This window comes from Filobacillus milosensis, from assembly GCF_004402015.1.
GTDB lineage: Bacteria > Bacillota > Bacilli > Bacillales > Alkalibacillaceae > Filobacillus > Filobacillus milosensis.
In genome coordinates this window covers 101,001-126,846 of record NZ_SOPW01000006.1, presented here as the reverse complement: position 1 = coordinate 126,846, position 25,846 = coordinate 101,001, and the positions used below count along the sequence as shown (strand labels likewise).

Annotated in this window: 31 protein-coding genes; 28 read left to right on the top strand and 3 right to left on the bottom strand. The window is 34.0% G+C overall.

Annotated elements, in window-relative coordinates; translation table 11 throughout:
- Positions 1-83: 83 nt before the first annotated feature.
- The 8 genes from E3U55_RS07495 (at position 84) to E3U55_RS07460 (ending at position 8,283) form a co-directional block, all read left to right on the top strand.
- Complete coding sequence (locus E3U55_RS07495; protein ID WP_134339815.1) at positions 84-1,502, top strand: hypothetical protein; 1,419 nt, start codon at positions 84-86, stop codon at positions 1,500-1,502.
- A 16-nt stretch (positions 1,503-1,518) separates the two neighbouring features.
- Complete coding sequence (locus E3U55_RS07490; RefSeq protein ID WP_134339814.1) at positions 1,519-2,697, top strand: ABC transporter permease; 1,179 nt, start codon at positions 1,519-1,521, stop codon at positions 2,695-2,697.
- On the top strand, positions 2,694-3,698 hold the full coding sequence (locus tag E3U55_RS07485; protein ID WP_134339813.1) for an ABC transporter permease: 1,005 nt from the start codon (positions 2,694-2,696) through the stop codon (positions 3,696-3,698). The genes E3U55_RS07490 and E3U55_RS07485 overlap by 4 nt, the downstream gene beginning before the upstream one ends.
- Positions 3,699-3,709: 11 nt before the next feature.
- Positions 3,710-4,402, top strand: a complete 693-nt coding sequence (locus E3U55_RS07480) for an ATP-binding cassette domain-containing protein (RefSeq protein ID WP_194840842.1) — start codon at positions 3,710-3,712, stop codon at positions 4,400-4,402.
- A gap of 4 nt (positions 4,403-4,406) precedes the next feature.
- Positions 4,407-5,849 (top strand): GAF domain-containing sensor histidine kinase, encoded by a 1,443-nt coding sequence (locus E3U55_RS07475; RefSeq protein WP_134339811.1) that lies wholly within the window; start codon positions 4,407-4,409, stop codon positions 5,847-5,849.
- 4 nt (positions 5,850-5,853) lie between these two features.
- Positions 5,854-6,501 (top strand): response regulator transcription factor, encoded by a 648-nt coding sequence (locus E3U55_RS07470; protein ID WP_134339810.1) that lies wholly within the window; start codon positions 5,854-5,856, stop codon positions 6,499-6,501.
- An 85-nt stretch (positions 6,502-6,586) separates the two neighbouring features.
- On the top strand, positions 6,587-7,192 hold the full coding sequence (locus tag E3U55_RS07465; RefSeq protein WP_134339809.1) for a YhcN/YlaJ family sporulation lipoprotein: 606 nt from the start codon (positions 6,587-6,589) through the stop codon (positions 7,190-7,192).
- A 65-nt stretch (positions 7,193-7,257) separates the two neighbouring features.
- Positions 7,258-8,283, top strand: a complete 1,026-nt coding sequence (locus tag E3U55_RS07460; protein ID WP_134339808.1) for a SpoVR family protein — start codon at positions 7,258-7,260, stop codon at positions 8,281-8,283.
- Between the two features lie 63 nt (positions 8,284-8,346).
- Here the strand turns inward: E3U55_RS07460 and E3U55_RS07455 are convergent, their stop codons facing one another.
- On the bottom strand, positions 8,347-9,729 hold the full coding sequence (locus E3U55_RS07455) for an MATE family efflux transporter (RefSeq protein WP_134339807.1): 1,383 nt from the start codon (positions 9,727-9,729) through the stop codon (positions 8,347-8,349).
- 12 nt (positions 9,730-9,741) lie between these two features.
- On the bottom strand, positions 9,742-10,014 hold the full coding sequence (locus E3U55_RS07450) for a metal-sensing transcriptional repressor (RefSeq protein ID WP_194840841.1): 273 nt from the start codon (positions 10,012-10,014) through the stop codon (positions 9,742-9,744).
- 159 nt (positions 10,015-10,173) lie between these two features.
- On the opposite strand from E3U55_RS07450, the gene E3U55_RS07445 reads away from it, so the two are divergent.
- The 14 genes from E3U55_RS07445 (at position 10,174) to E3U55_RS07385 (ending at position 19,635) form a co-directional block, all read left to right on the top strand.
- A complete protein-coding gene (locus tag E3U55_RS07445; protein WP_134339805.1) occupies positions 10,174-10,701 on the top strand; it encodes a hypothetical protein in 528 nt (175 codons plus the stop codon).
- A gap of 295 nt (positions 10,702-10,996) precedes the next feature.
- The gene (locus tag E3U55_RS07440) at positions 10,997-11,464 is read left to right on the top strand and encodes a hypothetical protein (RefSeq protein ID WP_134339804.1); all 468 of its coding nucleotides are present in this window, start codon (positions 10,997-10,999) and stop codon (positions 11,462-11,464) included.
- A gap of 193 nt (positions 11,465-11,657) precedes the next feature.
- Complete coding sequence (locus E3U55_RS07435) at positions 11,658-12,218, top strand: GNAT family N-acetyltransferase (RefSeq protein ID WP_407644102.1); 561 nt, start codon at positions 11,658-11,660, stop codon at positions 12,216-12,218.
- 208 nt (positions 12,219-12,426) lie between these two features.
- Positions 12,427-13,125 carry a hypothetical protein gene (locus tag E3U55_RS07430; protein ID WP_134339802.1) on the top strand — a complete coding sequence of 233 codons (699 nt, stop codon included), beginning with the start codon at positions 12,427-12,429 and terminating at the stop codon, positions 13,123-13,125.
- Positions 13,126-13,248: 123 nt separating this feature from the next.
- Positions 13,249-13,710 carry a hypothetical protein gene (locus tag E3U55_RS07425; RefSeq protein WP_134339801.1) on the top strand — a complete coding sequence of 154 codons (462 nt, stop codon included), beginning with the start codon at positions 13,249-13,251 and terminating at the stop codon, positions 13,708-13,710.
- A 110-nt stretch (positions 13,711-13,820) separates the two neighbouring features.
- Positions 13,821-15,398 carry a M1 family metallopeptidase gene (locus tag E3U55_RS07420; protein WP_134339800.1) on the top strand — a complete coding sequence of 526 codons (1,578 nt, stop codon included), beginning with the start codon at positions 13,821-13,823 and terminating at the stop codon, positions 15,396-15,398.
- 28 nt (positions 15,399-15,426) lie between these two features.
- A complete protein-coding gene (locus E3U55_RS07415; RefSeq protein WP_134339799.1) occupies positions 15,427-15,825 on the top strand; it encodes a hypothetical protein in 399 nt (132 codons plus the stop codon).
- A 42-nt stretch (positions 15,826-15,867) separates the two neighbouring features.
- Complete coding sequence (locus tag E3U55_RS17315; RefSeq protein WP_153801916.1) at positions 15,868-16,008, top strand: hypothetical protein; 141 nt, start codon at positions 15,868-15,870, stop codon at positions 16,006-16,008.
- On the top strand, positions 15,989-16,507 hold the full coding sequence (locus tag E3U55_RS07410) for a GrpB family protein (RefSeq protein WP_134339798.1): 519 nt from the start codon (positions 15,989-15,991) through the stop codon (positions 16,505-16,507). Before E3U55_RS17315 ends, E3U55_RS07410 begins: the two co-directional genes overlap by 20 nt.
- A 20-nt stretch (positions 16,508-16,527) precedes the next feature.
- A complete protein-coding gene (locus tag E3U55_RS07405; protein ID WP_134339797.1) occupies positions 16,528-17,253 on the top strand; it encodes a DUF2071 domain-containing protein in 726 nt (241 codons plus the stop codon).
- Positions 17,254-17,292: 39 nt separating this feature from the next.
- Complete coding sequence (locus tag E3U55_RS07400; protein ID WP_228547497.1) at positions 17,293-17,865, top strand: GNAT family N-acetyltransferase; 573 nt, start codon at positions 17,293-17,295, stop codon at positions 17,863-17,865.
- The gene (locus tag E3U55_RS07395) at positions 17,862-18,443 is read left to right on the top strand and encodes a GNAT family N-acetyltransferase (RefSeq protein ID WP_134339796.1); all 582 of its coding nucleotides are present in this window, start codon (positions 17,862-17,864) and stop codon (positions 18,441-18,443) included. Before E3U55_RS07400 ends, E3U55_RS07395 begins: the two co-directional genes overlap by 4 nt.
- A 21-nt stretch (positions 18,444-18,464) precedes the next feature.
- A complete protein-coding gene (locus tag E3U55_RS07390) occupies positions 18,465-18,986 on the top strand; it encodes a hypothetical protein (RefSeq protein WP_134339795.1) in 522 nt (173 codons plus the stop codon).
- Positions 18,987-19,134: 148 nt separating this feature from the next.
- Complete coding sequence (locus E3U55_RS07385) at positions 19,135-19,635, top strand: fasciclin domain-containing protein (protein WP_134339794.1); 501 nt, start codon at positions 19,135-19,137, stop codon at positions 19,633-19,635.
- Between the two features lie 43 nt (positions 19,636-19,678).
- Here the strand turns inward: E3U55_RS07385 and E3U55_RS07380 are convergent, their stop codons facing one another.
- On the bottom strand, positions 19,679-20,062 hold the full coding sequence (locus E3U55_RS07380; protein ID WP_134339793.1) for a VOC family protein: 384 nt from the start codon (positions 20,060-20,062) through the stop codon (positions 19,679-19,681).
- Between the two features lie 93 nt (positions 20,063-20,155).
- Between E3U55_RS07380 and E3U55_RS07375 the strand changes: the two genes are divergently transcribed.
- The 6 genes from E3U55_RS07375 to E3U55_RS07350 all read left to right on the top strand — a co-directional run bounded on the left by E3U55_RS07375 (position 20,156) and on the right by E3U55_RS07350 (position 25,834).
- Entirely contained in the window at positions 20,156-20,809 is a 654-nt protein-coding gene (locus E3U55_RS07375) for an RNA polymerase sigma factor (RefSeq protein ID WP_134339792.1), read from the top strand.
- Between the two features lie 138 nt (positions 20,810-20,947).
- Positions 20,948-22,723, top strand: a complete 1,776-nt coding sequence (locus tag E3U55_RS07370) for a methyl-accepting chemotaxis protein (RefSeq protein WP_134339791.1) — start codon at positions 20,948-20,950, stop codon at positions 22,721-22,723.
- Between the two features lie 79 nt (positions 22,724-22,802).
- Positions 22,803-23,981 (top strand): chromate efflux transporter, encoded by a 1,179-nt coding sequence (chrA, locus tag E3U55_RS07365; protein ID WP_228547496.1) that lies wholly within the window; start codon positions 22,803-22,805, stop codon positions 23,979-23,981.
- A 12-nt stretch (positions 23,982-23,993) separates the two neighbouring features.
- Positions 23,994-24,779, top strand: a complete 786-nt coding sequence (locus E3U55_RS07360) for a cobalamin-binding protein (protein WP_134339789.1) — start codon at positions 23,994-23,996, stop codon at positions 24,777-24,779.
- Between the two features lie 21 nt (positions 24,780-24,800).
- Complete coding sequence (locus E3U55_RS07355; protein ID WP_134339788.1) at positions 24,801-25,541, top strand: AzlC family ABC transporter permease; 741 nt, start codon at positions 24,801-24,803, stop codon at positions 25,539-25,541.
- Positions 25,538-25,834, top strand: a complete 297-nt coding sequence (locus tag E3U55_RS07350; RefSeq protein WP_134339787.1) for an AzlD domain-containing protein — start codon at positions 25,538-25,540, stop codon at positions 25,832-25,834. The genes E3U55_RS07355 and E3U55_RS07350 overlap by 4 nt, the downstream gene beginning before the upstream one ends.
- Positions 25,835-25,846: the final 12 nt, after the last annotated feature.

Sequence of the window (25,846 nt, the reverse complement as noted above, 5' to 3'; positions counted from 1 at the left end):
GAGACATATTGAATTTCCACGTCTTAACGGACAAGCTATTTAATAGTATAATACCAACAAGACAAAGTGGGTGAGGGACTAAAATGAAAGCTATCTGGAAATACGTAGATAAACACAAGTTATTATTCTTCTTTTTATGTCTATTAGTTATTCTTTTTATTGGTTATCAATTATTTTTCAAACATCCCATCGCTCAATATGCTGATATTGAAGTTCAAACGATAAAACAGATTTCGAATTTGACGAGTGGTTATGAAAACGATGAGAAAAAATTACATAAACGTTTGAAGAATGAAGCAAATAAACAAAAATGGATCGTATCTGGAAATGTTAACTTAGGTGAGTTTAGCAAAAATGCTATGTTGTTAAGAGGGATTTTAGCTAATTCAAGGGTTATCATAAACTCAAAGTCCGATCCTTCATCAAAAGAAACTTCAGCTAAAATTAATGTTCAATTGCAGCGCACGAATTTAATAAAAGTTGATTTTTATCAGAATCAAAATTATTCTGCAATTAATATTCCTATATATCCTGAATCAATAGGAATTAAAAATGACCAGCTAGGGAACTGGCTTGAATCTTCTGGTTACACAACAGCTATAACAGAAGTTCCTAGTACGTTTGACACCCAGAAAAACTTTTCCTTTAGTCTCATGGATTATATGGGTTTTTTAAAACGATTATCTGAGTACGATACAACAGTAAAAGAAAACGTTGATTATAACGGGCAAGCCCTTCAAAGGTTTCAATTAAACATGACTGAGGAACAAGTAGAAGATCTAATTGATCAAATCGTTCGGTCAATGAAAGAAAATGGAGATGACTCTAATTTTATTGGCAAACAAATTAATGAGATAAAGCAACTTAATTTTCCTGAAGGCTTAGTTTATGAAGCTTACTATAATGATGAATATGTTTCTTCTCGTACACTAAGTGGACAAGTTGATATGGAAGGACAAAGTCGAGCGTTTGAACTTGATATCGATACGGAAGTTGAAGGAGATAATTATCAGTTGCGCACTGAATTAACAGTGACTGGTGAACAACCATTCCAAGTTCATTACGCCTCTCAAGGTCAGCCTCAAGGAAATAGTTACCTGGTAAACAATAATTTAGATGTAGATCGCAATAAAGAACCTGATATGAGACTCGATTGGAAAACCACTTATCATAAGGACTCTAAAGATATTAATTTTGATTTGTATGCGCCAAGTTATCTTCCAAGATTAGAAGGTAATTTGACGACTAAAACGAATATAAATACTGACCAGGCAGATCAAACGTTAGATTGGGTTATCAATGTAAATCAGATTAAAGCTAATCTGACATTGAATCGTGACGTACAATTTGAAGAGTCAGTAGACATTAATCGAATTCATGCCCAAGATACAAAATTTCTTCATCAGTTGACCGAAGAACAAAATGACCAAGTCATGCAAGACCTAAAACAGTCTTTTAGAAAATATGCAAAAAATCTAATTAATCAATTTAATCCATTTTAATGAAGGGGGCAGGTGCATGATTTTTCATCTATGGCGATATGAATGGAAGCGAATGTTTAAGCATCCTGGCCTTTTCTTATTTGTGCTAATCTTTCCTATTGCATTAGTAGGTGTCTTAGGTTTGTTTATCTATTCATATGCTCAAGAAGAATTAGATTCAGTTAAAATTGTAGTACTAGATGAAGATCAAACGTTTGAAACTAATGCTTTAATCAAGCAACTACAAAAAGACGATACCATTGATGGTGATGTTGAATTTATAAAAGGGGAACGGACCATTGAGTATTACTTAGAAAACCCAGATTCTTATGCAGCGATTGTGCAAGTTCCAGAAGGGTTTACAAAGCAATTAAGAAGTGGTGTTAACGAGACGATTAATGTCTATTTAAATGAAGATATGCCATTGGCTTCTAATTTAGCTTATATCCTTTTTGAGAGCGGCCAAGATTATATTACTGCTGCACAGACTGGGGTTAACACTGTCAATCATTTTTACATACAAGACATTGAAGAGAAAGACGAACGACGTCGATGGAGTCAACAAATGACTATACATTTCACAATGTATGCCTTAGATCGTAACAAACTATTTACGGAAAAGGGTTCGACAGAGCAAGGGCTGCTTGCTTGGAGTACCAATTTATATTTGGCCACAGTATCTATTTTATTGTTACTTACATACATAATGTTGACATTAACCTTTAACCGCAAAGATCAACCCATCATACAAGATCGTTTAAGGCTCATTTCTGTTACAAAAATTGATCAATACTTAGCTAAAATGTTTTTCCATATAAGTTTTCTCATTCTATATGTTGGGTTTATTTCTTGGGGACTGATTGAACTACTTTTTAATACAGTGAGTTTTAATTGGTTGATTTTAGTCCAATGGTTAATTGTGGTTCTACTTTTATCGTTTATTTACTTGTTCTCACATCTTGTTTTAAAACAGATGGTGTTAGGCTATGTCATGTTTTTATTATTAAGTGTGATGTTTTTGATCATAAGCGGTGTAATTATTCCACCGTCTTATCTAACAGATCAAGTTAGTATGTTTAGTTTGATTTATGTTGCATTTAATAAAATTTGGATAGAGCATACGTTGCCAATTAAGATTTGGCTCCAGCTTATAGTTGGGTTTTTGATCCTAATAGGACTGATCTTGCCCTTTAGAAAGGTGGGGTCAAGAGCATGATTGTTTTAAAAGCATTACTTAAACAACGAATCACATTTATATTGTTATTGCTTATTCCTATCTTATTAGGGTTAATTTGGGTGAACTATTTTCAGGATACGGTGGATGATTTAAAGGTTCCAGTCGTGTTAGTAGATCCTTATAACCAGACTATTACAGATGAGTTGTTAAGTGAAATAGAAGTTGACGACACGTTTAACTTAACTCGAACATCGGAAATCCCATTGAAAGCTTTAGAACGTGGTGAGGTAGAGGCAATTTTTGTGCTCCCTGAAAATTTAAAAGAATTAATCATGTGGAGTGATCTTGAAGGACAAATCAAGTGGTACCGGAATGACCGAAGTTTGTTTGATGGCTTATTTAAAGAACAATTAGCATCATCTATTATGACTAGGGCTGTTCGAGCAGAAGCAGCGAACGTGGTGCAAAATTACGATTCAGAAGAGAATTGGGAAGAGATGTTTGAATTTGGTCTGAGATATTTTGAACCAGAGCCTATTTTCCAAATGAATTTTCAACAAATAAGCAGTGATATGTCAGAGAATGATTCTTCAGACCAGTACTATTTAATGCGCTGGCTGACATGGCTGTACTTAATGATTGTTAGCTCTTTTTTCACAAAAATGATGCTCGAATGGAAAGAACAACATATTTCAGGTCGTTTAAAAGTTATTTCAAAAACTAATTCTTTGCGAACGAGTTGGTTATTACTAACCGGTTTAATTATTGGTACTTTGGGACTTATTTTGGTTATCAGTATACAATGGGTATTTTTATCGCAAGTTTACTTATTAAGTTTATTAGTTGATATAGGTATAATACTTGTATCCGTTTTTGGTTACTTGCTTCTTACTTTTATAATTAACAAAAAAGAAACTTTATGGGCACTGACATTAGGCTACGGTATGACGTCATCTGTTGTATTCTTTTTGCTGTTCTTCCAAATACTTAATCATTCCTGGTGGACAAAGCTATTCCTGCCAAGCTGGATTTTATTATGAGGAGAGATATCGTGATTACATTAGAAGGTATTTCATATAAGAAAAAAAGACAATATCTATTGAATCAGATTGATGGCAGGATCAATAAAGGGGATTGTATCACTTTATTTGGTCCAAACGGCGCAGGAAAATCCACATTAATGAAAATTATGGCGGGTTTAAATAAACCATCCAGGGGTAAACGATCTGTTCAATTTCATAAGAAAAATCCAATTGGCTATGTTCCACAACAAATTGCCTTGTTCGATGGATTAACAGTAAAAGACCAAATAAAATATTATCAGAAATTAACTAAACAAACCTCTACTGACTTTGTTGAAGTAATGATCAAAGAATTAGGGCTTAAAGATATTTTAAATAAGCGTATTAATCAACTTAGCGGAGGGATGAAACGAAAGGTAAATTTAGCTGTGGGTGTTATTCATCAGCCTGAAATCTTATTCTTGGATGAAGCATTTGTCGGCGTTGATTTAGCCACTAAATATGATATGTTAAAATGGTTAAACCATTTAAATGCTCAAGGGACTACGATAGTATTTATAACTCATGATTGGTATGTCATCAATCAATTAAAGCCATCGATGTGGATCTTAGATCAAGGTGAGATGTTGGATCAGGTCAACTGGAATGCAGTTCCTTATGCAAATATTAAAAGTGGCTCAAATGCATTAAAGAAAATGTTCGATGTCGATTTAAGTAGGTGAAATAATGATCTCTGATTACAATCAAACGAAGACGTTAAAGACAATTGCTGAAGTTTTAAATCAATCATATGAGCGGGAATCGATGCTCCAGACTGTGCTTGATTCTTTCCTTGATATAACACATTTTGAAGCGGGGTGGATCTTTCTGGGTGATGGTCCAGATATGACACTAGCGGCTGATTCAGGATTACCTGAAGCTTTGTTAGTGGATGATAAAGCTCCAATGTGTGGAAGTGATTCTTGTTACTGTTTATCAAAGTATCGACAGCAGCGATTAAATGAAGCCATTAATATCATGACTTGTAAACGATTAGAGGAAGCTATTCAGGAATCAAAATTTGATACGGGCGGATTTACACACCATGCAACCGTGCCGATTATCAGTGAAAATAAAAGGTATGGTGTCTTTAATGTTTCCGCTCCTCATCGTGATCAATTCGAAGAGAGTGAATTAGAACTCTTGCAATCAATTGCTTTACAAGTGACACACGCATTAAAAAGAATTGATTTGTTTGAACTAGAGGAAAAAAGAAATAACAACCTTCAGACCTTACATAAGCTTTCTACAGCTATGAGATCAATCGATTATTTACCTGACTTAGAAAACTATATTAATCAAGACCTTGTAGGGAAACTTCATATTTCCGGAATAGAAATTAACAGTCAATCAATTCAGTGTTTATATGGAAATCGAACTGAGCATCTATTTGAATATAAAATTAATCAGTTAAATGGTGAGATTTTTATTTATAGTGATCAATTACTCAGCTCTGTTGAAAAAGAAATATATACCTTACTAGGTCAGAATATTGAGTTAACGCTAAAAGACATCTCCATCAAAAGAAGAGAAAGAGAAATTATTCAGTTACAAGAACGTGAAATGCTAGCTCAAGAACTTCATGATACGGTTAACCAGCTACTATACTCCATGACAGCAACGTCTAGCGCACTCAAAGTCATGAATGATAATAAAGAGCTTAATGAACCAATTGATGACTTGAATCAATTAGCCTCACAGGCTTTAAAAGAAATGCGGGAATTAATTGAAAATAAGAAATCACAAGTGTTAGAACAGGGACTACTACGTGCATTAGATGATTATGCGAAGCAATTAAATATCGAATTAAATACCAATGCAAAAGGTTCATCTAATATCCCACCTTACATTGAAGAGAACTTATATAAAATTGGACGAGAAGCACTTCACAATATTTATAAACACGCAAACACTCAAAAAGCTAATGTAGAATTAATTAGAGAGTATGACGAAATCAAATTTTCCATAACAGATCAGGGTGCAGGATTTAATATGGAGACTAATTCCAACAATTATGGAATATCTGGCATGCAAGATCGTGTTTACAATCTAAACGGACATATCCAAATTGAATCCAGCAAGGGAGACGGTGTATCTATCACCATTTCTATTCCAATAAAAAGAAGGTGATTAAATGGGGATTAAAGTATTATTAGTGGACGATCATGAAGTTGTTCGAAAAGGTCTGATTTATTTTCTTAATACTATCGAACATATTGAAGTCGTTGGAGAAGCATCGAATGGTAAAGAAGCACTTGACTTCTTACAACATCAATCTGTTGATGTTTGTGTATTAGACATCCAAATGCCTGGTATGGATGGCGTCGAAACAACAAAAGAAATAAAATCAAAATATCTTGATACACACGTTTTGATTTTAACCAGCTTTTTAAACGATGAATATGTCGTTGCTGCGATACAAAACGGTGCCAGTGGATATTTGCTTAAAGATTCAAATCCAGAAAAATTAGCAAAAGCCATAGAGAATGTATACAACAATGAAGAAATGATTGATGAAAAAGCAGCTGTTCATTTATTTAAGCATATTAAAAAAGACCAATCATTATCTGAAGAAAAAAAACGGTTAGATGAGTTAACTAAACGTGAACTAGAAGTTTTACAAGAAATTATGAAAGGTCAGTCAAACAAAGAAATTGCTCAAGCATTATATGTGACAGAAAAAACTGTCAAAACTCATATATCCAATATTTTATCCAAATTAGAAGTTCACGACCGCACACAAGCGGCTTTGTTTGGTGTGAAACATCTTAATAATAAGTAGAACTTTTTTCCAACAATAATTAAGCATATTCAGACCCTTCTTTTTTCATACTATGAGTAAATCATGAAGAAAGGAGGAGACGAGTATGCGTTTTTCTTTAATGATTACTTTTGGTGCAATGCTAATGATGGTAACTGCTTGTCAGGGCATGGATGAGGGGTTAGACAATAACGATAATGGCATGAATAACATGGATACTCAGCAAACACGTTACAACGATGGTAATAATCGTGGTAATGAGCTTTTCGAAAATAATGATGGCCGTACGAACCGAATTGATATGATTGATGTCAATGAAGATCGTACACAAGAGGATAACGACCGTAATACCATCCGTAACGGAGAGAACAATTATGAAGTTGCCGATCGTGCTGCTGAAAAAGTGGCAAATGAAATAAATGAGGTCGACGATGCATATGTATTAGCAGGAGACAATAATGCTTATGTCGCTGTTTCATTAAAAGGTGACAATACAGACGGTGAAGTCGATGATCGTATTAAGAAACAAGTTGCAGATGTTGTGAAATCAGCAAACGATGATATCGATAATGTCTATGTTTCAGCTAATCCGAAGTTCTTCGATATGATGGACAATTATGCTGGCGATGTTAGAAATGGAGATCCTGTTGAAGGATTCTTTGAAGAATTTAATGATATGATTCAGCGAATTTTTCCTAACTTAGAACGATAATAACTATTCAGAACTCAGATGAAGTCATTTTCAACTTCATCTGAGTTTTTTTAGGAGGGGAATTAATGCTCGATATGGGGATGAAGATGACAAGTTATGAAATTCATTACCTTACTTCTGAAGAAATGGCAGAAATGCAATCACGGGGCTATCGAAATCGATATTTGACTGGATCAGAATCAACAAAGCCAGTCCACGAGATTTTTGAAATCGACAGCACCTGTAGAATTTATTTAAATAAACAAAACTCAAATACTGAAAACTTATTTAGTCTCGCTCATTGTAAAGGGCATTTAGAATTCGTAAATGCTCATATCAAATTAAAGAAATTGACAAAACCAAGAGTAACATTTGATTATGTCATGTCTTTATATGATCAAGTTGAGAAAGAAGAATTAGATCACTTCATTATCACAATAAGAGAACTAGCAGAAATATGCGATTCATCTAAAAATCCTCGCTACATGAATCCTTTAGATTATCTATATTCCCAACGTCAATGGTTTGAATCATGGCAGTTAGATCTAATAAAAGAAATAACATATGAAGCCGAGTATTTTCGCACGATTCAAAAGACGAAATTAATGAATGAAGGCTGGGCTTCGTATTCTCAAAAGGAAACACTAAAAGAAATGAATTTAACAACAAAAGAAAAACTGGAGATTACTCAGATAGAGGCAAGGCTGCATTATAAACCAGAGGAAGGGTTGAATTATTATTCTTTAGGTAAGGCATTGTGGAGTGAAGTTCCAGTTAAGCATCAAGATAACGTTAAGAAGAGATTTTATGATGAGCAATTCATTGAACAATTTTATACTGAAGCGGTCCACTTAGAAGAAGAGGTATCAGTTTTATTAAATCAAAGGGATATTAATTCTTTTCAAAACGTTAAAGCACACTTAGTGAAATATTTTAAACATCATACTCCTAAGGTTTATGTGGACCAAGAGGCAACCAATGAAACAGGTTACTTAACTTTTCGCTATATGAGCCCTTACCAAGTTGATATAGACCATTTAACTAATTTGAAAAATAGATTAGAAAAAATTTTAAGACAACCCATTTATATAAAACCTTTAAATAATAAATAATTTTAAATGAAAAACCAACTCCTGTAATAGAAGTTGGTTTTCATGGTTACGTCATAGCTAAAACTATGCACTAATTTGCGAAGGTTCCATCTTCACCCAATTATCTTTTTTAAATCGATACCATAGTAAGATAGCACGGAATAGATTATCTAAACCAATAGCAATCCATACCCCAGCAATTCCTAAGCCGAGTGTAATTCCTAAAAGATAAACAAAAACGGTTCTAATTCCCCAAATACCAATAGCAGTAATATACATAGGATATTTGGTATTACTTCCTCCATTAAATACACCTGTTAAGATTAAAACCACAGCTAGGATAGGTTGAATGAAGGCATCAATTTGTAACGCTATTTGAATTTCTTGTATGACATCTGGTTTGTCCGTGAAGAAACTTCCTACCCAGCCTCCGAGGAAGAATAGGAAAAAACCAACCATTGTCATTAATCCTATTCCTAAGAGGGTTGCTATCTTGGCATACTGTTTGGCGTCACTATATTGATTAGCGCCTAAACTCTGGCCGACTAAAATAGTTGCTGCTGTCGCAAATCCATTGGCAATCATATAAGAAAATATTTCAATACTTCCAGCAATTTGGTGGGCAGCAAATGTATTGGTGCCTAATATTACGACAAAACCAAAGTATAACACTTGACCTATTCGCATCACTAATCGTTCAGCAGCTACAGGAGATCCAAGAGTTAACAAGTCCCATTGCTGACTTCGATGAAATTTCCAATTCTTTTTAATAAAATTCAATGTTTTTGAACGTTTTAAATATAGAATTAGAGCAAGGGCTCCGATTAACCTTGAGATTACAGTTGCAATAGCTGCACCTGCAAGTCCTAAAGCCGGAATAAATAGGAATCCAAAAATTAAAATGTAGTCTAATGCAATGTTTAAAAGATTAATCCCAATAGTAACTTTCATTGGAGTTTTTGTATCTCCATCTCCTCTAAGAATGCTACTCAAAACAAACATAATGGAAATGAGTACAGAAGGAATAGCCACAATCCGAAAATATAATGTCCCTTGCTCTAATACACTTTCTTCAACTCCCATCAATTGGAGTAAAGGCGAGGCAAAGAAGAGTGTGATAATACCAAATGCCACACCTACAATAGCGGCTAATATTATTGCCTGTTGAGCAATTCGGCTCGCTTTTGTATACTCCTTTGCCCCAACATAATTGGCAACTCGAATATTGACGGCTACCCCTAGAGACATAAATACAGCGATATATACAGCTAGAATAGCATTTGTGACACCCACAGCAGAAACAGCAGTTAAACTAATTTTGGAGACAAATAAAGTATCCACAAAACCTAAAATGGTTTGAAAGAAATTTTCTATCACAGCTGGCATTGCTAATATTAAAGTAATCTTGACTTTTTCTTTAGTGCTAATTGAGTTAACGGTATTAATGTTTTTTGAATTAAAAAACATCTAATCCCCCTTCTATCTTATAAATTGATCAATTGCTTTATTTAAATCCTCTAAAACCTCTTCTTCGTCACCTTTCTTGACAGCCTCAACGACACATCCTTGTAAATGATCTTTTAAAATTAATTTTGCACAATTATCTAAAGCAGAACGAATGGCAGCCATTTGAATTAATAACTCACCACATTCACGCCCATCTTTGGACATATTTTTAACAGAACGAACATGCCCTTCTATTCTTGCTAATCGATCTTCAATTTTCTTTCGATAAATATGATTATCTGACATGATTTTTCCCCCTTAATCTCATTCAATTATATCCCCTATGGGGGGGATGTTTAAAGCCCAATTCAAGGAACTTTTACATAATCTAAAGAATGAGTAATAATATTTAGAAAATTATGTTAAAATTACTTTAAACTTTGGCTTATGAAAAAGGTGATCGTTATGAAGAGAGTTTTATTACTAATGTTAATTGTTTTTGCAGTAAGCACAAACGGTGAGGTTTCTGCAACTAGTTATGAAACATTGGAACCACAAAAAGTGGTTGATCGTGCTGAAATTATTGTGATTGGGCAATACAATTTTGAAAGTAACCCTGAAGAAAGTGATTTTATATATCGAGGATATAAATTTAATGTGGAGCAAGTAATAGATGGAGATGTACATGATAAGTTTATAGCTGGAATTGATATTTACGACGTGAGTTGGGCAAAGGAGTTCCAAAAGGAAGGTGGTAAATTCCTTTTACTATTGGAACAAGCTGAATTTGCTGATTATACAATTCCAGTAGTCGCGCAGAACGGAATGGTTAAAATTTTAGATGGTAAGGTTGTTGAAAATAACAGTAAAAGGCTATTTTATGAAGAATTTTTAGAAGAAAACTCTTCAGTAACAAGTGTAAAAGAAAACTCAAATCTCACTCTGCTATTACCGATGAGTTTAGCAATATTGTCGCTTATTTTTATAATTTGATTCAAAATAAATATTTTATTTAAAGGGGGAGGAAGTGTGTTAAATAGGCAACAAGTGTTAGGTTTATACCTATTATGGGTACTAATATTGTTTATCGAAATATTATATTTTTTTGGTATAAAGGATGGTGCGTATAACACTGTAGACCTTGTGTTTGCAGTAGTAGTAATTACTGTCACCATAGTAGTTGGAGCAGTTGGAATAAATGTATTTAAGAAATAGTGAGATTACTATCCTCAATTGTGAGCGAATTCAAAATGCGCATTGAAAAATAGGTAGTAAGGCGAGGTTTAATATGGATGGAATTTTACCAAGGAAATTTATTTCAGCATCTATTTCTGGGTCTTTGTTCGCAATAGTACTAGCATTGATTGTTCCAGATCCATTCGGAGAGACAATTAACTCAATATCTGAATATATGTTAGCTTTTATTTCAACTGTACCTATTTATTTAATATACAGCGTCCCTGTAGTATTAACCTATGGATTGTTCACCTCAATTATCAGTGATAAATTAGCTAAATTTATATTAAGGAATATACAGACTAAGAAGATAGAAATGTTCCTATCTTTTATTTTTCATAGTGTGTTTGGTCTTATACTACTTCCTTATAGTTTAGGAGCAGCGATAATGTTTTTTATTACAGATCGGTTAATTCAAAAATATCACAAGGGTGATTTATTAGTTCACGCATTCATCAGTTTAGCGATACCTTTGACTCTTTGGTTGTTTTTTGTAGTAATACACTACTTTATATACTAAAGGTATTTTGCTAACATTAATCAATGTAATTAAGATTAACTGGAAAAATAAGTTACAGTTAAAAAACTTAGGTATATTTTAAACATTTATTATCGAAAGGTGTGATGGCTTATGGTACATACAATAAATAACTTTGATATAGTACGTTTCGTATTTAAGGAAAAGTCTAATCTAAGGAGATGTCACTTTGAAATTGAGAGAGGAAACATTTGAGGTTGCTTCAGAGACAGAAAGATTAATAATAAGGCCTTTAAAGAAATCTGACTATGAAAACTGGCTGAATGAATTTAAAAACCGTTATCCATCTAAGCATCGTCACGATCAAGGTAAAGTTGATATGAGTGTTTGTACACGGGAATGGTTTTATAATCTGGTAGAAAAACATCAGGATTTAGCACTTACCGACACTGCTCATGTGTTTGGTGTATTTAGGAAAAGAGACGGGACGCACCTAGGTATGGTTGATTTTTCAACCATCGAGAGGGATGACTTCCAATGGGGAAGGATAGGCTACTCAATCCATAATCAATATTGGAGACAAGGTTACGCAAAAGAAGCTGTAACTGAAGCTCTCAATATTGCTTTTAATTATCTCAAATTCCATCGTATAGAAGCCCATATCAATTTAGATAACCCTGCCTCAATTAATTTAGCAGAAAGTGTAGGGATGGATTACGAATGTACAAGAAAAAATTTTATCTTTGAATTTGGGGAATGGACAGACAATTTAATTTATTATAAAAACGCTTTTTAGTAAACTATTAAACTGGAAAAATACAAAAAAGTGAAAGAGTAATGATTAAGGTAGGCGGTCAAAAAAATTTGATCGTCTATTTAATTTTAATAATTAAATTATTGGAATATTATGTTAACATTAAACAAAGTTGTGTATAGATAATGTTTTCAAGTTAGTAAAAAATTTAAAGTATATATATTCTGACGAATAAAATTTGGAGGTCTTTATGAAGTTTTATGCTAGTTTGTTTATGGTTATTATCTTTTTGATAACTGGATGTACTTACAATGAGACAGTAACTATCAAAGGGAAAATAAATGATGTTAATAAGAAAGAAAATACATTCGTAGTATATGTAGGAGATAACTTAACAGAAAAACAACGTCAAAGAATGGAATATGATGAAGATGACAAATTTATTGAGGCATTCTCAGTTGAAACAACGAATGACACAGTAATAAAAGGTGAAGTAAATTCATTTAATGAGTTAAGAATGGGTCAAAAAGTATCCATTGAGCTTAAAGGGCACTATGATAAAGATTTGGTTACTATTGATACTCTTTTTGAACAACAGGAAAATCTACCAACCTATCAAGCTGATGGGGTAACAATTGTTCCTTATACAAAGAAGGAACTTGTTGATGAAATGACAGTTGATAAAGGATACTACGGGCTTTACATTTACAATGCTAAAGAAGATAAGTCCTACTCAAACCTGAATGATCAATTGCAATTAAAAAGGATGGTCATATCACGAAGCAATGGTGAAGGTGGCGTGAAGAATATGAAAGAATTGTTAGACTTATATAATGATTCAACAACCTTCATCATTACAGATGATAAAGGAATTGTGTACAAAACAGACAAAGAAAAAGAACTTATTGAATTTATAAATAAATTAAATTCTAAAAAAGCAACTAAATAGGTAATAAACAAACATTTATTGTTCAACTAAGAAAGGTGATTTAGATGAACAAATTAATATATACATCTATAAGAAATGAAATTTTAATAGCCATTAATAGTCAATTTAAAGGGGGATCTTTGCTTGAGAAGATCAGTTCGTGATGAAATGTTAAATCGATTAGAATTTTTTAAAGGTGAATGGGAATTAGAAGTGATTCATCCACATTTCAAAACAAATTCGATTAATGGACAAACTGTATTTGATTGGATGGAGAAAGAGAAGTTTATAGTTCAGCGAACTCTCATAAATCAACCTGAATTCCCTAGTAGTACAATCGTTTATGACTATGATGCTAAAACTGATATTTACTTACAACATTATTTTGATTCACGTGGTGTAACTCGACTTTATAATATGAGTTTTGAAAATGATGTTTGGAAAGTGTGGAGGGATACGCCTGATTTTTCACAATTAGATTTTAGCCAGCGTTTTGTTGGGGTAATCAATGAGTCTGGAGATACCATACAAAGTTCATGGGAAACATCAGAAGACAACAAAAACTGGGAACACGATTTTAAAATTATATATAGAAGAGTAAATTAATAAATTTTAATCGAAAAAGAAGAAATCTTCAACAGTATTTAAGAGATATTTGAAAAAAATAAAAAAGTAAATGATTTAGTAAGTTGAGTACTAAGGGAAGAAGGAATAACATGAAAAAAATTTTTATGGTAATTTTTATATTAGTTTTTTTAGCAGCATGCACAGACAGAGAAAAGAAAAACGAAAGTGAAAGTAATCCAGATGAACATACCCAACAGGAAGAACAAAACAGTTCTGAAACACAAAACAATGACACTTCAAATGACGATACCACAGAAGAAGAAACAGTTTCTCAAAAGAATAAAAACTTTACAAATATCCTAAAAGAATTACAACCTAGTGAAATCGATCAGGAAGCAGTAGAAGCATTTACTGCCCAAACACCTGAAGCTGGGAATTATGCAACTTATGATATTGAATTGAACGTAAACGAAGAGGGATGGATTGATGTTGTTGCAACTATACAAGTAGAGAACCAATCAAAAGATGAATGGGATCAGGTTGCATTTTATTTCATACCTCAAGCATTTTTAGAGGAACATAAACCGAGTTACTCAGAAGACAGTGGACAATTAGAAAATTTTCAAGTCACACATAATAACCAAAAGCTGAATCATAAATTTGAAAAAGGTTATTTTACGGTCGACTTGGAAGAAAAAATGACACCAGAATCAAGCAAAACTTTAACCATTTCTTATAGATATCTACCTGCTTTAAATGGGATACGTCTTAAACGAACAGAATCTAGCATCGTGCTCGCGCAATGGTATCCAATGCTTGCTACATATCAACATGTTGAGTGGAATATTAATGCTTATGAACCAGCCGGTGAATCTTATTTTACGAGTTTTGGCCAATATCATATAACAATCACTGCGCCTGATAATTACTATTTAGCTTCTACTGCAGTAAATGAAAATCATGAAACTACAGAAGTAACACGTCAATTAACTGCAGAACAAGTTCCTGATTTTTTAATTGGCCTATTCGACAAGGACGCGTGGGGAGTATTAACAGACAAAGTAAATGAACAAACCCTTCGCTTGTTTTACGAAAAAGAAAATAAGGATATCGCAACCAAAACTTTAAAGTCGGCTAAACAAACCTTAGGTGATTTTCAATCATTAATTGGCCCCTACCCTTATCAAGAATTAGATATTCTTATGAATGGTGGCGGTATGGAGTATCCAGGTGTTATCGAAGTTTCTACCGCTGACCGTCCATTTGCAGAAGGTGAACACACACTTATACATGAAGTTGCGCACCAATGGTTTTATTTTCAAGTGATTAACGACCCTTTTAACGAAGGTTGGCTGGACGAATCATTGACAGAGTTAGCGACGGAAGCTTATTTGATGAAAAAATATAATGACGAGGAAGCGGCAACAGAGTTTTCAAGAAATATTGGAGGTCCGAAAGGCTCAAAAGAGGTTACGGTAAACCAACCACTTGATGAATTTGAGAAAGGAACGGTCTTTAAGTTGGTTTATGGTGATGCGGTCGTTCGTTTATATGACTTCTTTGAAAAAAACGGAGGACCTGATGCGATATTTAAATTTTTAAATGCTTATTATGAAAAGTTCCAACACAAACAAGTGACCACACAAGAGTTCGTACGCTTTTTTCAGACATATTTTGAGGAAGACTATTCAAGATATTTAGACTGGTTTTTGGAGTATGAAAAATAACTTTTAAAACTTCAAATGGGGTGGGTGCATGAAATATGTGGCTATACTAATTAGCTTTTTAATCATTAGTGGATGCACTTCTAATACAGATAGTTATTATTCTGGTGAAGTAAAAAATTCAAATGAAGTTTCAGCTGCTGAAGAGTATTTGCAAAAACATTCTGGTACGGACCTTTTTCAAAAGGGAGGTATTGTTTATACAAATGCCAGTGATATCAGTTGGATTATGGAATCTGAATTTTCTAAGGGTGTATTTTTAGGCCGGATTGAAAAACAAACGAGCTCAGATTCAGGCTTTGAAAATTTAACCTCAAACTTTCTACCAGTAGGTACAAAATTGTATGATGCAGAAGGATTCAGTGGTGATGTGATTATTGCTGAAACTGAGAAGGGCGACATCCCCTATCTTGGTTTAAGAGAGGGATAAAAAGTCAATTCGATTTAAGAAGTTATTGGAGGTTTTTTTATAATGCAAGAACTATTAGAATGGTCGACGACATACATTTTACCTTGGATAGCCTTATATTGGTTCATCAGGTTAGTTAAGGGAATAGAGAAAACTAATTATTACACAAATGAGGAAGATTTAAATGAAAGTCAGATTAAGTAACTACACATCGGGTTGGAAAAGGATGTACGAGCAAGAAGTGCAGTTGTTGAAAAATATCTTTGATGATGAAATTTTATATTTTGAACATTTTGGCAGCACCTCGGTGCCTGGGATGAAGGCTAAACCTGTCATTGATATGATGGTCATTGTGAAAGATATAAGCGTCATTGATACTTATAATGAAAAAATGACATCACTGAATTATGATGTAGCTGGTGAATGGGGTATTAAGGGGAGAAGGTTATTTCGAAAGGGCGGAGAAAATAGAACGCACCATATCCATTTCTATCAATTTGATAACCCTCAAATAAAACGTCACATAGTTTTACGAGATTACCTGCGATCCCATCCAGAAGAAGTAGAAAGATATAGTGAGTTTAAGGATGAACTCGCATCAAAATATGAACTTACTCGCGACTATAGCCCAGCTAAGAAAGAGTTTGTAGCGGAAATGGAAAGAAGAGCTTTAGATTGGGCTGAGAAACAAAGAACAAATTAAATTAAAGAGGAGAGTAGCTTATGACAATGACCTCTATAGATGGGGTAATTAAACGAAGGTTGCTTATAAACTATCAACTTAATCCAGACATTGCTGAAACAATTCTCCCACACCCATTTCGACCTAAAACAATTAAAGGTAAAGCCATCATAGGCGTTTGCTTAATACGCCTTGAAAATATTCGACCAACTCTTCTGTCTTCAATCCCAGTTGGTATGTCGAGTGAAAATGCTGCTCACCGAATTGCTGTAGAGTGGGATGAAAATGGTGAAACAAAAGAAGGGGTTTATATCTTTAGAAGAGATACAAATTCAAAGTTGAATTCATTAGTAGGTGGAAGAATCTTTCCTGGCACCCACCAATTAGCAGATTTTCAAGTCAATGATACGGGTAATACAGTTGAATTTTCGATGGAATCTAAAGATAAAGAGGTCAATATCTCTATAAAAGGAAAAGAACACGACAAACTGCAACCCAATAGTGTATTTCAAAGCATTGCGGAAATATCTAGTTTCTTTAAAAGTGGAGCAAACGGATACTCTCCAGATAAAAAAGGGGAGTGCCATCAAGGATTATGTTTACATACGAATGATTGGACGATGACTCCTTTTAAAGCAGAGGAAGTTAAAACAACTTACTTAGGTGATGTTTTAAATATCTCAGATCATGATCTTGAATTTGACTCTGTCGTGTTAATGAGAAATATTCAGCATAAGTGGGAAAAACTTTCGGGAATACCTTCTTAAACAGGTTGCAAAAAATATATAAATTTAAGGGGAATTTTGATGATACCAATTATTGATTCAGAAAGAATTTTGTTAAGACCTTTCACATTAAAAGATGCCCCCAGGGTTGTAGAGTTAGCCGGTGATAAACGAGTAGCCGAAACTACGTTGACCATTCCACATCCATATTATGAACACAGTGCAATTGATTGGATTAACACTCACCAAGAACGTGCTGAGCAGAATGAATGTCTCATTTTTGCAATTGAAGAAAAAAACAATCACGAACTTATTGGAGCTGTAACTTTACGACTTGATGACGCTCATCGCCGAGGTGAACTAGCCTACTGGTTAGGCGTTCCCTATTGGGGGAGGGGCTATGTCTCAGAATCAATTAAGGTTGTAATTGAATTTGGCTTTAATGAATTAGAATTAAATCGAATCTATGCAACAGTTATGAAGAAAAATCTAGGTTCAATTAAAGTACTGAGGAAAAATGGATTCCGTTATGAAGGTACTTTTCCTCAACATGATTATAAGTGGGGAACCTATGAAGATGTTGATTGTTATGGTTTGTTAAGAGAAGATTATCAAAAGCTAGTTCAGTTTGAACAAGGTGAGGGTCGTATATGATTAATGCAGCTCCAATCATTAAAGGAAAAAATATTATTTTAAGACAGCCCATTGAACAAGATGTTGAAGATTACTTAAGTGTAGCGATTAGTCCTGAGTTAGTTAGGATGTACGGTGGTGACACAACGAAAATATCTTCGAAAACAGAGGACAAAGCACTTAAATTCATTCAATCTATTAAAGATACCAAACTTGGATGGTGTGTTGAATATAATGAAAGATTGATAGGTCATACCAGGCTTAATGTAAATGATACTGATCAAAGAGCTCGTTACGCTGTGGGTCTCTTTGCTCCTTCTGTTTGGGGAAAAGGGTTAGGAACAGAAATTACTCAATTGGTATTACAATATGCATTTGAGGTATTAAATCTGCATCGGGTTGATTTAAGAGTGCTGCAGTATAATGAGAGAGCCATTAAGTGCTATGAAAAATGTGGTTTTATCCAAGAAGGCTTAGAAAGAGAAGGTGCTCTAATAGAAGGTAAATATGAAACAGATGTCATGATGAGTATCTTAGAGCGTGAATACCAGGAGGTAAAAAATGGTTTTGTGAAATTCAATAATTTATTAAATTTATAGATAGAGAATTAGGTGATACTTATGAGAAAGTATTGGATTGTAACACTAACTGTTGTTCTGCTTTTAGGAACTGCTTTTATATATCAATCAGTACAGCTTCATGAAGAAAAAGAATATACAGAATCTATGGCTTTTTCTTTTTTTGAAGCTACTAATTATTTGATTATGACCCAATCAGAACTTAACACAGCACTATCAGATGGGAAAATCACTCAAGCAGAATTTGATAAATTCATATATTTTTACTCTCGATCCAGAGTACTTAAAACGTATGCTTATGACACAATATACCATTACTATAAAGCCGACTATACATATTATAGACAGACGTTTGAGCAAGGGCATATGTTATATGATATAAGCGATAAGATTACTAATGGTGAAGAAGTAGACCTAACTGAACTTGAAAAATATAATGAGAAATTATTATTTTTGAGAGAAAGTCTTTATAAAAAAATAACTAAAATACCAAATAAAGAACAAATGCGGCAAATCTTTAAAGAATACAACAGAGGCTATGAAGAAAAATTTAAAGAAGACTAAAGCTGGACCACACAATTTAAATATGTGGTGTCTTTTTAGTTTGATTTATTGTTACCTAAATTTCCCTTTGTTCACATTCGGATAAAATCCTTTTTTTGTTAAATACTACTTTCTAGTCAATGTAACAATTAAAGGAGGAATTTCTAAAATGAAATGGAAATGGCTTATTTTCAGTATGTTGACGATTCTCGTTGTAAGTTCTTTTTCATTAGGAGTTTTAGCTGAAGATCATTCAGCAACTGAAAAAGATATTGTGGAAACTGCAGTCGAGGCTGGTGACTTTACAACGTTAGCAGCTGCTTTAGAAAAAGCAGGCTTAGTTGAAACATTGAAGGGTGAGGGACCATTTACGGTCTTTGCCCCAACTGATGATGCTTTTGAAGCATTACTTAAAGAATTAGATATTTCAGCAGAAGAATTGTTGGCTCGAGAAGATTTGAAAGACATTCTTCTATATCATGTCGTAGAAGGTAAAATAATGTCAGATAGTTTAGAAGATGGCATGAAAGTTAAAACATTGAATGGTAAGAAAATAAAAATTTCATTGGATCCAACACAGGTGAATGATGCAAATGTTATTTTAGCTGATGTTGAAGCTTCAAATGGTGTTATTCATGTGATTGACAAAGTGTTATTGCCTAAAAAGTAATGATTATTAAGAAGTGCCAAGCTAAGAGCCTGGCGCTTCTTTTTTATCCTTCTTCACTAACGATACTAAATGGGTTACCGTCCAGGTCGAAGAAATCAAACCCTTTCATCGGGCCAAAATCATGGATTTCTGTTGTTTCTACACCGTGCTTAGTAAAGTGATTGTATGCCTCATCTATGTCAGCCACTTCAAAATTGTAATACACATTCTTGTCTTTTCCTTTTACAGTGAATTCTGTGGGTTGGGGTTTCTCGACTTTTATTAAAGTGAGTGGAGTTGTCCCCTTTTCAAATACGAAATCTGCTCCATAATCCTCTCCATTTTCTTGCCATTCATCAATTTTTGTTAAACCTAATACAGCTGAGTACCAATCCTTCGAACGCTTTAAGTCTGTGACAGGAATAAATATTCCACCTACTTTAAACATTTAAAAACACTCTCCTTAATTTTTATTTCGACTAATGAACGTATATAATGAGTGAAAAGTTACATATAAATAAAAATATTTTAGGGAGTTAAAATGCAAATTGATCAAGTGAAGCTAGAAGAATTAACTGTAAAATTATATAACTATTGCTTATCGTTAACATCTTCAAAGTGGGAAGCAGAAGATCTAGTTCAAGAAACATTAATTAAATACATTAAACTTAAGCAAGATGACCCTGATAAAGAGATGAATGAATCCTTTTTATTTACAATGGCTAGAAATCTATTGATCGATGGAAAACGAAAACAAAAAGAAACGTTCACTGACCAAGCAGAATTAATAGCTACGATAGATCAATCATATGAGTGGGATTCTTTATTGGAAATTTTATGTTCTGTTCTTCCTCTTCATCAAGCTATGTTAGTCACTTTGAAAGATGTATTTCAATATACATCTCAAGAAATTGCTGACATGTTTAGGGTAAGTAATGAATCAATTAAAACAAGCCTCCATCGTTCAAGGCAAAAATTAAATACGAATAAAGACTTTATAATTAAGGGTCATAATCAGCCGGATTTGGTTTTATTCAAGAAGTTTACTGAAGCTGTTAAAATGCAATCACCCTTTAAAATTTTTAAGTATTATCGCTTATTAGATACAAAAAATTATAAAATCTTCAAAGATAGATATCAGCGAGTTATTTTTATATCTGATCCCAACGGTAACATTTTACAAATATTATCATAAAATTAATTATTATTTTCCTCATATTTAGTCAGAAATTCTCAAAATGTTACAAAATTTAAATAATTCGTATTGCGAATTGTTGGAAATAGTGATACTTTTTATCTATAAGTTTTTTTTACATAAAAGGTGGGGGAAATTTTGAAAAAACTCTTTAAGAAAAACAAGAAAGAGAAAGTAAAGATTAAGCCTAAGAGAGAAAAAAAGACAAAAGAGAAATATTCATTATGGCGAAATTTAAGTATTGGTAAAAAATATGGACTCGTATCAGTTATTACTATTATTTTATTTTTAGCTGCTACGGGGGCAGTGTTTTGGAGTTTACAACAAGCGGATGAACAAGTTGATGCACAGGATCGTCGCAGTGAACGTGCCATTTTAATTGACGAAATGAACTCAGTTTTCTTACAAAAAGATTTGATCGTGGTAGATTATATAGAATATAAATCAAATAGTTATCGAGAGGATTTCGCAACTTTAGATGAACGTTTTGTAGAATTAGAAAACATGGTCAGACCTCGTTTAGAAGGTGGTCAATTAGAATTAATGAATCAAATTTCTGCCAATAATGCAGAGTTAAATCAATTCTTTAATGACGAAATAATACCGGCAATATCAGCCAGGGATGATTCAGCAGCAGCTTCGGCTCGATCTCAGCTTGCAGCAGTAAGAGAAGATACTCAAGTTTTATTAAATGAATTAAGGGAATCGGTCGTAGCAGAGTATGACTTAGCTTATAACAATACGAAAGAATCCTTTGCACAGGTTGTTTCTGCAATTGGTATTGGAATTTTAGTTGCAACTCTAATTTCTATCATTTTATTATTCTTTATTAGTCGTAACGTCAGAAAGAACATCAATAAAGCGGTCGAAATGGCGGATGTCATTGCTAAGGGTGATTTAACGGTTAATAATCTTGAATATAAAGGTAAAGATGAAATTGGACGTTTATCAGAATCCTTAAATTCAATGAAAGTTAATTTATCTAAAATATTGTCGGATGTTACAGATGCGTCTCAATCTGTTTCTAGTCAGAGCCAACAATTAACTCAATCGTCTAATGAAGTTCGTGAAGGTAGTGAACAAATTGCATCAACAATGCAAGAGTTATCTTCTGGCTCAGAAAACCAGGCTCAAAGTGCTTCGAATATTTCTGAAATGATGGAAGGGTTTTTACATAAAGTTAAAAACTCTTATGAAAATGGTGAGAATGTGGCTCAGGAATCAGATTCAGTTTTATCTTTAACTGAAGAAGGGCGCAGTAAGATGGTTGCTTCAACAGAACAGATGAAACGCATTCATCAGATTGTTGAAAAAGCAGTTACGAAAGTTAAAGGTTTGGATCAACAATCAAAAGAAATTTCTAAATTAGTTGAAGTCATACAAGACATTGCAGAACAAACGAATTTGTTAGCTTTAAATGCTGCCATTGAAGCGGCTCGTGCCGGTGAACATGGTAAAGGGTTTGCTGTCGTTGCAGATGAAGTTAGAAAATTAGCTGAACAAGTTTCAAATTCTGTCGGCGACATTACAAAAATTGTAGGTAATATTCAATCTGAATCAGCTAATGTGACTCAATCCCTAGAAACAGGCTATGATGAGGTTGAACAAGGGACTGAACAAATGAAGAGTACCCAAGAGACATTTGATCAGATTAATGAATCAGTTAACCAAGTCACAGGTAAAGTTCAAGAGATTTCCTCTAGCTTGAAAGATGTAATGGATGACAGTGTTCAAATGAATCAGTCGGTTGAAGAAATTGCGTCAATTTCAGAAGAGTCAGCTGCAGGAATCGAAGAGACAGCCGCAACAGTTGAAGAAGCCAATAGTTCTATGGAAGAAGTCTCCAGAGCCGCAGAAGAATTGAATAATTTAGCAGAAAAATTAAATACGCAGGTTAAACAATTCAAAATATAATATGATAAAATGAAAGGGACTGTTTTATTAAAAACAGTTCCTTTTTATTTGAAAAAATAAATGAGTTAGGATGACAATATTGCATTCATTCAAACATTACTTAGAAATTTTATTCGTAGCAACGCGTCTAGGTTTAACATCATTTGGTGGTCCAGTTGCCCACCTGGCTTATTTTCAAGAAGAATATATTAAGCGTAAGAAGTGGCTGGATGATAAAACATATGCTGACTTAATTGCATTGTGTCAGTTCTTACCTGGACCCGCAAGTTCTCAAGTTGGTATATCTATTGGCATGCTTCGTGGAGGCATAATTGGCGGGATTTTAGCTTGGATTGGTTTTACTTTGCCGTCTGTCATAGCTTTAATTCTTTTTGCCATGTTTATTGTCCAAGCGGACGTCACGGATTCGACATTTATAGCGGCATTAAAAGTAGTTGCAGTAGCTGTTGTTGCCCATGCGATTTTGAATATGGGTAAAAAATTAACACCCGATTTGCCGAGGATTGCATTCGCTATTTCCGCTGCAGCTGTATTATTGTTGTTTCCATTTGCTTCAACACAGATTATTGTCATTATATTAGCCGCATCAGCAGGCTATATAGCATTTAAACATAAAGAACTGGATACTCAAACAAGTTTAACTTTAAATTTATCAAAGACTGTCGGTATTTTCAGCATATCGTTATTTTTTATTTTGTTAGTGGCATTACCTGTTATAAGCCGTACCGTCGATCATGTCTATATTCATCTGTTTGATATTTTTTATCGAGTGGGTTCACTTGTTTTTGGAGGTGGGCATGTCGTTTTACCTTTATTAGAACGTGAACTTGTACCGAGTGGGTTTTTATCTGAAGAAATGTTCTTAGCAGGATATGGTGCTGCACAAGCCATTCCTGGACCTTTATTTACATTCTCAAGTTATTTAGGGCAAGTAGCGGCCGCTCTGCCAGGAGCTGTAATTGCAACCTTAGGCATATTTTTACCATCATTCTTATTATTGGTTGGTATTCTGCCTTTCTGGAAGTCTATTAGTCAATTTAAGGCGGTCCGTGCAGCATTAATTGGTGTGAATGCTGCTGTAGTAGGTATTTTAGTTGCAGCATTTTATGACCCTATATTTACAAGTGCGGTAACAGATGGCGTTGATTTTGCTGTGGCATTAGTTGGTTTTAGTTTACTGCAGTTCTGGCAAAAACCAGCTTGGTTAGTAGTTATCATTACTGTTTTGCTTTATGTGCTTATTCAACTATTTAGTTAAAGGGTGATAATCGTGAGAATTGTTTCACTATGCCCAAGTAATACAGAGATCTTGGCTTATTTAGACATAATGGACCAGGTTGTTGGTGTGGATAATGATTCGGATTGGCCTAAAGACGTTGAACAGCTACCAAAGGTTGGTCGGGATTTAAATATTGAAGTAGAAAAAGTTGTCAAGTTGAAACCAGATTTAGTATTAGCTTCATTAAGTGTTCCAGGGATGGAGAAAAATATTGAAAAGTTAGAAGAAGAAGGGCTACCTTACATTATTTTAAACCCTAACTCATTAGATGAGATTGCAGAAGATATTCTAACTGTAGGAAAACATACTGGTTGTGAGGAAAAAGCGCAACAAGTTTATGGTGTATATTATCAAACATTAAACGATTATCGTAAAATTTCTAATAATATTGCAGACCCAAAAAAAATATATTGGGAATGGTGGCCGAAACCAATCTTTACACCCGGTGGCCAAAATTGGCTCACTTATATTAGTAAATTAGCAGGCGCTGAAAACGTGTTTAGCCATATCGACCAAGCAAGCGTTCAAACCGAATGGGATGAAGTGATCAAACAAAACCCAGATGAAATATGTATGGTATGGGTTGGAGTTCAAGAGAAAAAAATGAACCCAGATTTAATTCGTAAACGTGAAGGGTCTGAGGAAATTAATGCTATTAAGAAGAACAAGATTCATGTTTTAGAAGAATATCTTTATTGCCGTCCTTCACCTAGATTATTAGAAGGTCTTAAAAAGTTAGCTTATATATTACATCCAACACACTATCCAGAAGTATAGTCAAAGAAAGAAGGTAACAGGATGGATCATGCTCAAACAATGACTTCGGCAGACCAATTTGGCAGAAAAGAAGCTATAAAAAAAGGATTAGTGGCAGGTTTACCTATTTTCTTAGGTTACTTGCCAATTGCGGTAGCCTATGGCGTATTAGCTAAAGAGTCAGGCTTATCCACTTTTGAAACAACGATGATGAGTGTGCTGGTGTTTGCTGGTGCTGCTCAATTTATGGCCGCAGGAATGTTTTCAGCAGGAGCCATGTTTGTTGAAATCGTCATAGCAACATTTGTATTAAATTTTAGGCATTTCATAATGAGCATGTCATTCATGAATACGACAAAAGCATTTCCATTAAGGTGGAGATTCCCACTTTCATTGGGTTTAACTGATGAAACTTTTGCTGTTTCATCATTACATAGCAATCAAGCAAAACATCAATATGGAACATACTTCTATTTATCTTTAATTTTATTTGCTTATGTAGGGTGGATATCTGGCAGCCTGGCTGGAGCATTATTAGGGGAAGTAATACCTCAGGCTCTAAGTGAAAGTATGGGGATTGCATTGTATGCCATGTTTATAGGTCTTCTTGTTCCGTCTATAAAGAAAGAGTGGCGATTAGGTGCCATTGCTGTATTTAGTATGGGGTTGAATTTTATATTTATGGAAGTGCTATCTGTTTCTAAAGGCTGGGCAATTGTCATATCAACGATTATCGGTAGTTTTTTAGGGGTATTCCTATTGAAGGAGGAAGATGAATCATGATTATGTTAACCATTATTGGTATGGCTATTGTTACCATGGTTCCTAGGTTCCTTCCAGCATTTTTGATGAAACAATCGACATTTAAACCTTGGGTCAATCGATGGCTTAATGCGATTCCATTTGCTGCATTAGGGGCATTGATTTTCCCAGGTATTATGATTGATGTTTTTCCAAAACAACCGTTAGTAGGTATTGCTGGTGGTGTGGTTGCAGCAGTTATTGCATTAACCAATATAAATGTTATTTTTGCCGTCATCGGTTCTATTCTAACGGTTTACTTATTAACTATGTAAATAGAAAGTAGG

Bases quoted from the DNA above. Each gene is read 5' to 3' on its own strand.
- E3U55_RS07495 (WP_134339815.1), top strand. From the start codon at position 84: ATGAAAGCTATCTGGAAATACGTAGATAAACACAAGTTATTATTCTTC.
- E3U55_RS07490 (WP_134339814.1), top strand. From the start codon at position 1,519: ATGATTTTTCATCTATGGCGATATGAATGGAAGCGAATGTTTAAGCAT.
- E3U55_RS07485 (WP_134339813.1), top strand. From the start codon at position 2,694: ATGATTGTTTTAAAAGCATTACTTAAACAACGAATCACATTTATATTG.
- E3U55_RS07475 (WP_134339811.1), top strand. From the start codon at position 4,407: ATGATCTCTGATTACAATCAAACGAAGACGTTAAAGACAATTGCTGAA.
- E3U55_RS07470 (WP_134339810.1), top strand. From the start codon at position 5,854: ATGGGGATTAAAGTATTATTAGTGGACGATCATGAAGTTGTTCGAAAA.
- E3U55_RS07465 (WP_134339809.1), top strand. From the start codon at position 6,587: ATGCGTTTTTCTTTAATGATTACTTTTGGTGCAATGCTAATGATGGTA.
- E3U55_RS07460 (WP_134339808.1), top strand. From the start codon at position 7,258: ATGCTCGATATGGGGATGAAGATGACAAGTTATGAAATTCATTACCTT.
- E3U55_RS07455 (WP_134339807.1), bottom strand. From the start codon at position 9,729: ATGTTTTTTAATTCAAAAAACATTAATACCGTTAACTCAATTAGCACT.
- E3U55_RS07450 (WP_194840841.1), bottom strand. From the start codon at position 10,014: ATGTCAGATAATCATATTTATCGAAAGAAAATTGAAGATCGATTAGCA.
- E3U55_RS07445 (WP_134339805.1), top strand. From the start codon at position 10,174: ATGAAGAGAGTTTTATTACTAATGTTAATTGTTTTTGCAGTAAGCACA.
- E3U55_RS07440 (WP_134339804.1), top strand. From the start codon at position 10,997: ATGGATGGAATTTTACCAAGGAAATTTATTTCAGCATCTATTTCTGGG.
- E3U55_RS07430 (WP_134339802.1), top strand. From the start codon at position 12,427: ATGAAGTTTTATGCTAGTTTGTTTATGGTTATTATCTTTTTGATAACT.
- E3U55_RS07420 (WP_134339800.1), top strand. From the start codon at position 13,821: ATGAAAAAAATTTTTATGGTAATTTTTATATTAGTTTTTTTAGCAGCA.
- E3U55_RS07415 (WP_134339799.1), top strand. From the start codon at position 15,427: ATGAAATATGTGGCTATACTAATTAGCTTTTTAATCATTAGTGGATGC.
- E3U55_RS17315 (WP_153801916.1), top strand. From the start codon at position 15,868: ATGCAAGAACTATTAGAATGGTCGACGACATACATTTTACCTTGGATA.
- E3U55_RS07410 (WP_134339798.1), top strand. From the start codon at position 15,989: ATGAAAGTCAGATTAAGTAACTACACATCGGGTTGGAAAAGGATGTAC.
- E3U55_RS07405 (WP_134339797.1), top strand. From the start codon at position 16,528: ATGACAATGACCTCTATAGATGGGGTAATTAAACGAAGGTTGCTTATA.
- E3U55_RS07400 (WP_228547497.1), top strand. From the start codon at position 17,293: ATGATACCAATTATTGATTCAGAAAGAATTTTGTTAAGACCTTTCACA.
- E3U55_RS07395 (WP_134339796.1), top strand. From the start codon at position 17,862: ATGATTAATGCAGCTCCAATCATTAAAGGAAAAAATATTATTTTAAGA.
- E3U55_RS07390 (WP_134339795.1), top strand. From the start codon at position 18,465: ATGAGAAAGTATTGGATTGTAACACTAACTGTTGTTCTGCTTTTAGGA.
- E3U55_RS07385 (WP_134339794.1), top strand. From the start codon at position 19,135: ATGAAATGGAAATGGCTTATTTTCAGTATGTTGACGATTCTCGTTGTA.
- E3U55_RS07380 (WP_134339793.1), bottom strand. From the start codon at position 20,062: ATGTTTAAAGTAGGTGGAATATTTATTCCTGTCACAGACTTAAAGCGT.
- E3U55_RS07375 (WP_134339792.1), top strand. From the start codon at position 20,156: ATGCAAATTGATCAAGTGAAGCTAGAAGAATTAACTGTAAAATTATAT.
- E3U55_RS07355 (WP_134339788.1), top strand. From the start codon at position 24,801: ATGGATCATGCTCAAACAATGACTTCGGCAGACCAATTTGGCAGAAAA.
- E3U55_RS07350 (WP_134339787.1), top strand. From the start codon at position 25,538: ATGATTATGTTAACCATTATTGGTATGGCTATTGTTACCATGGTTCCT.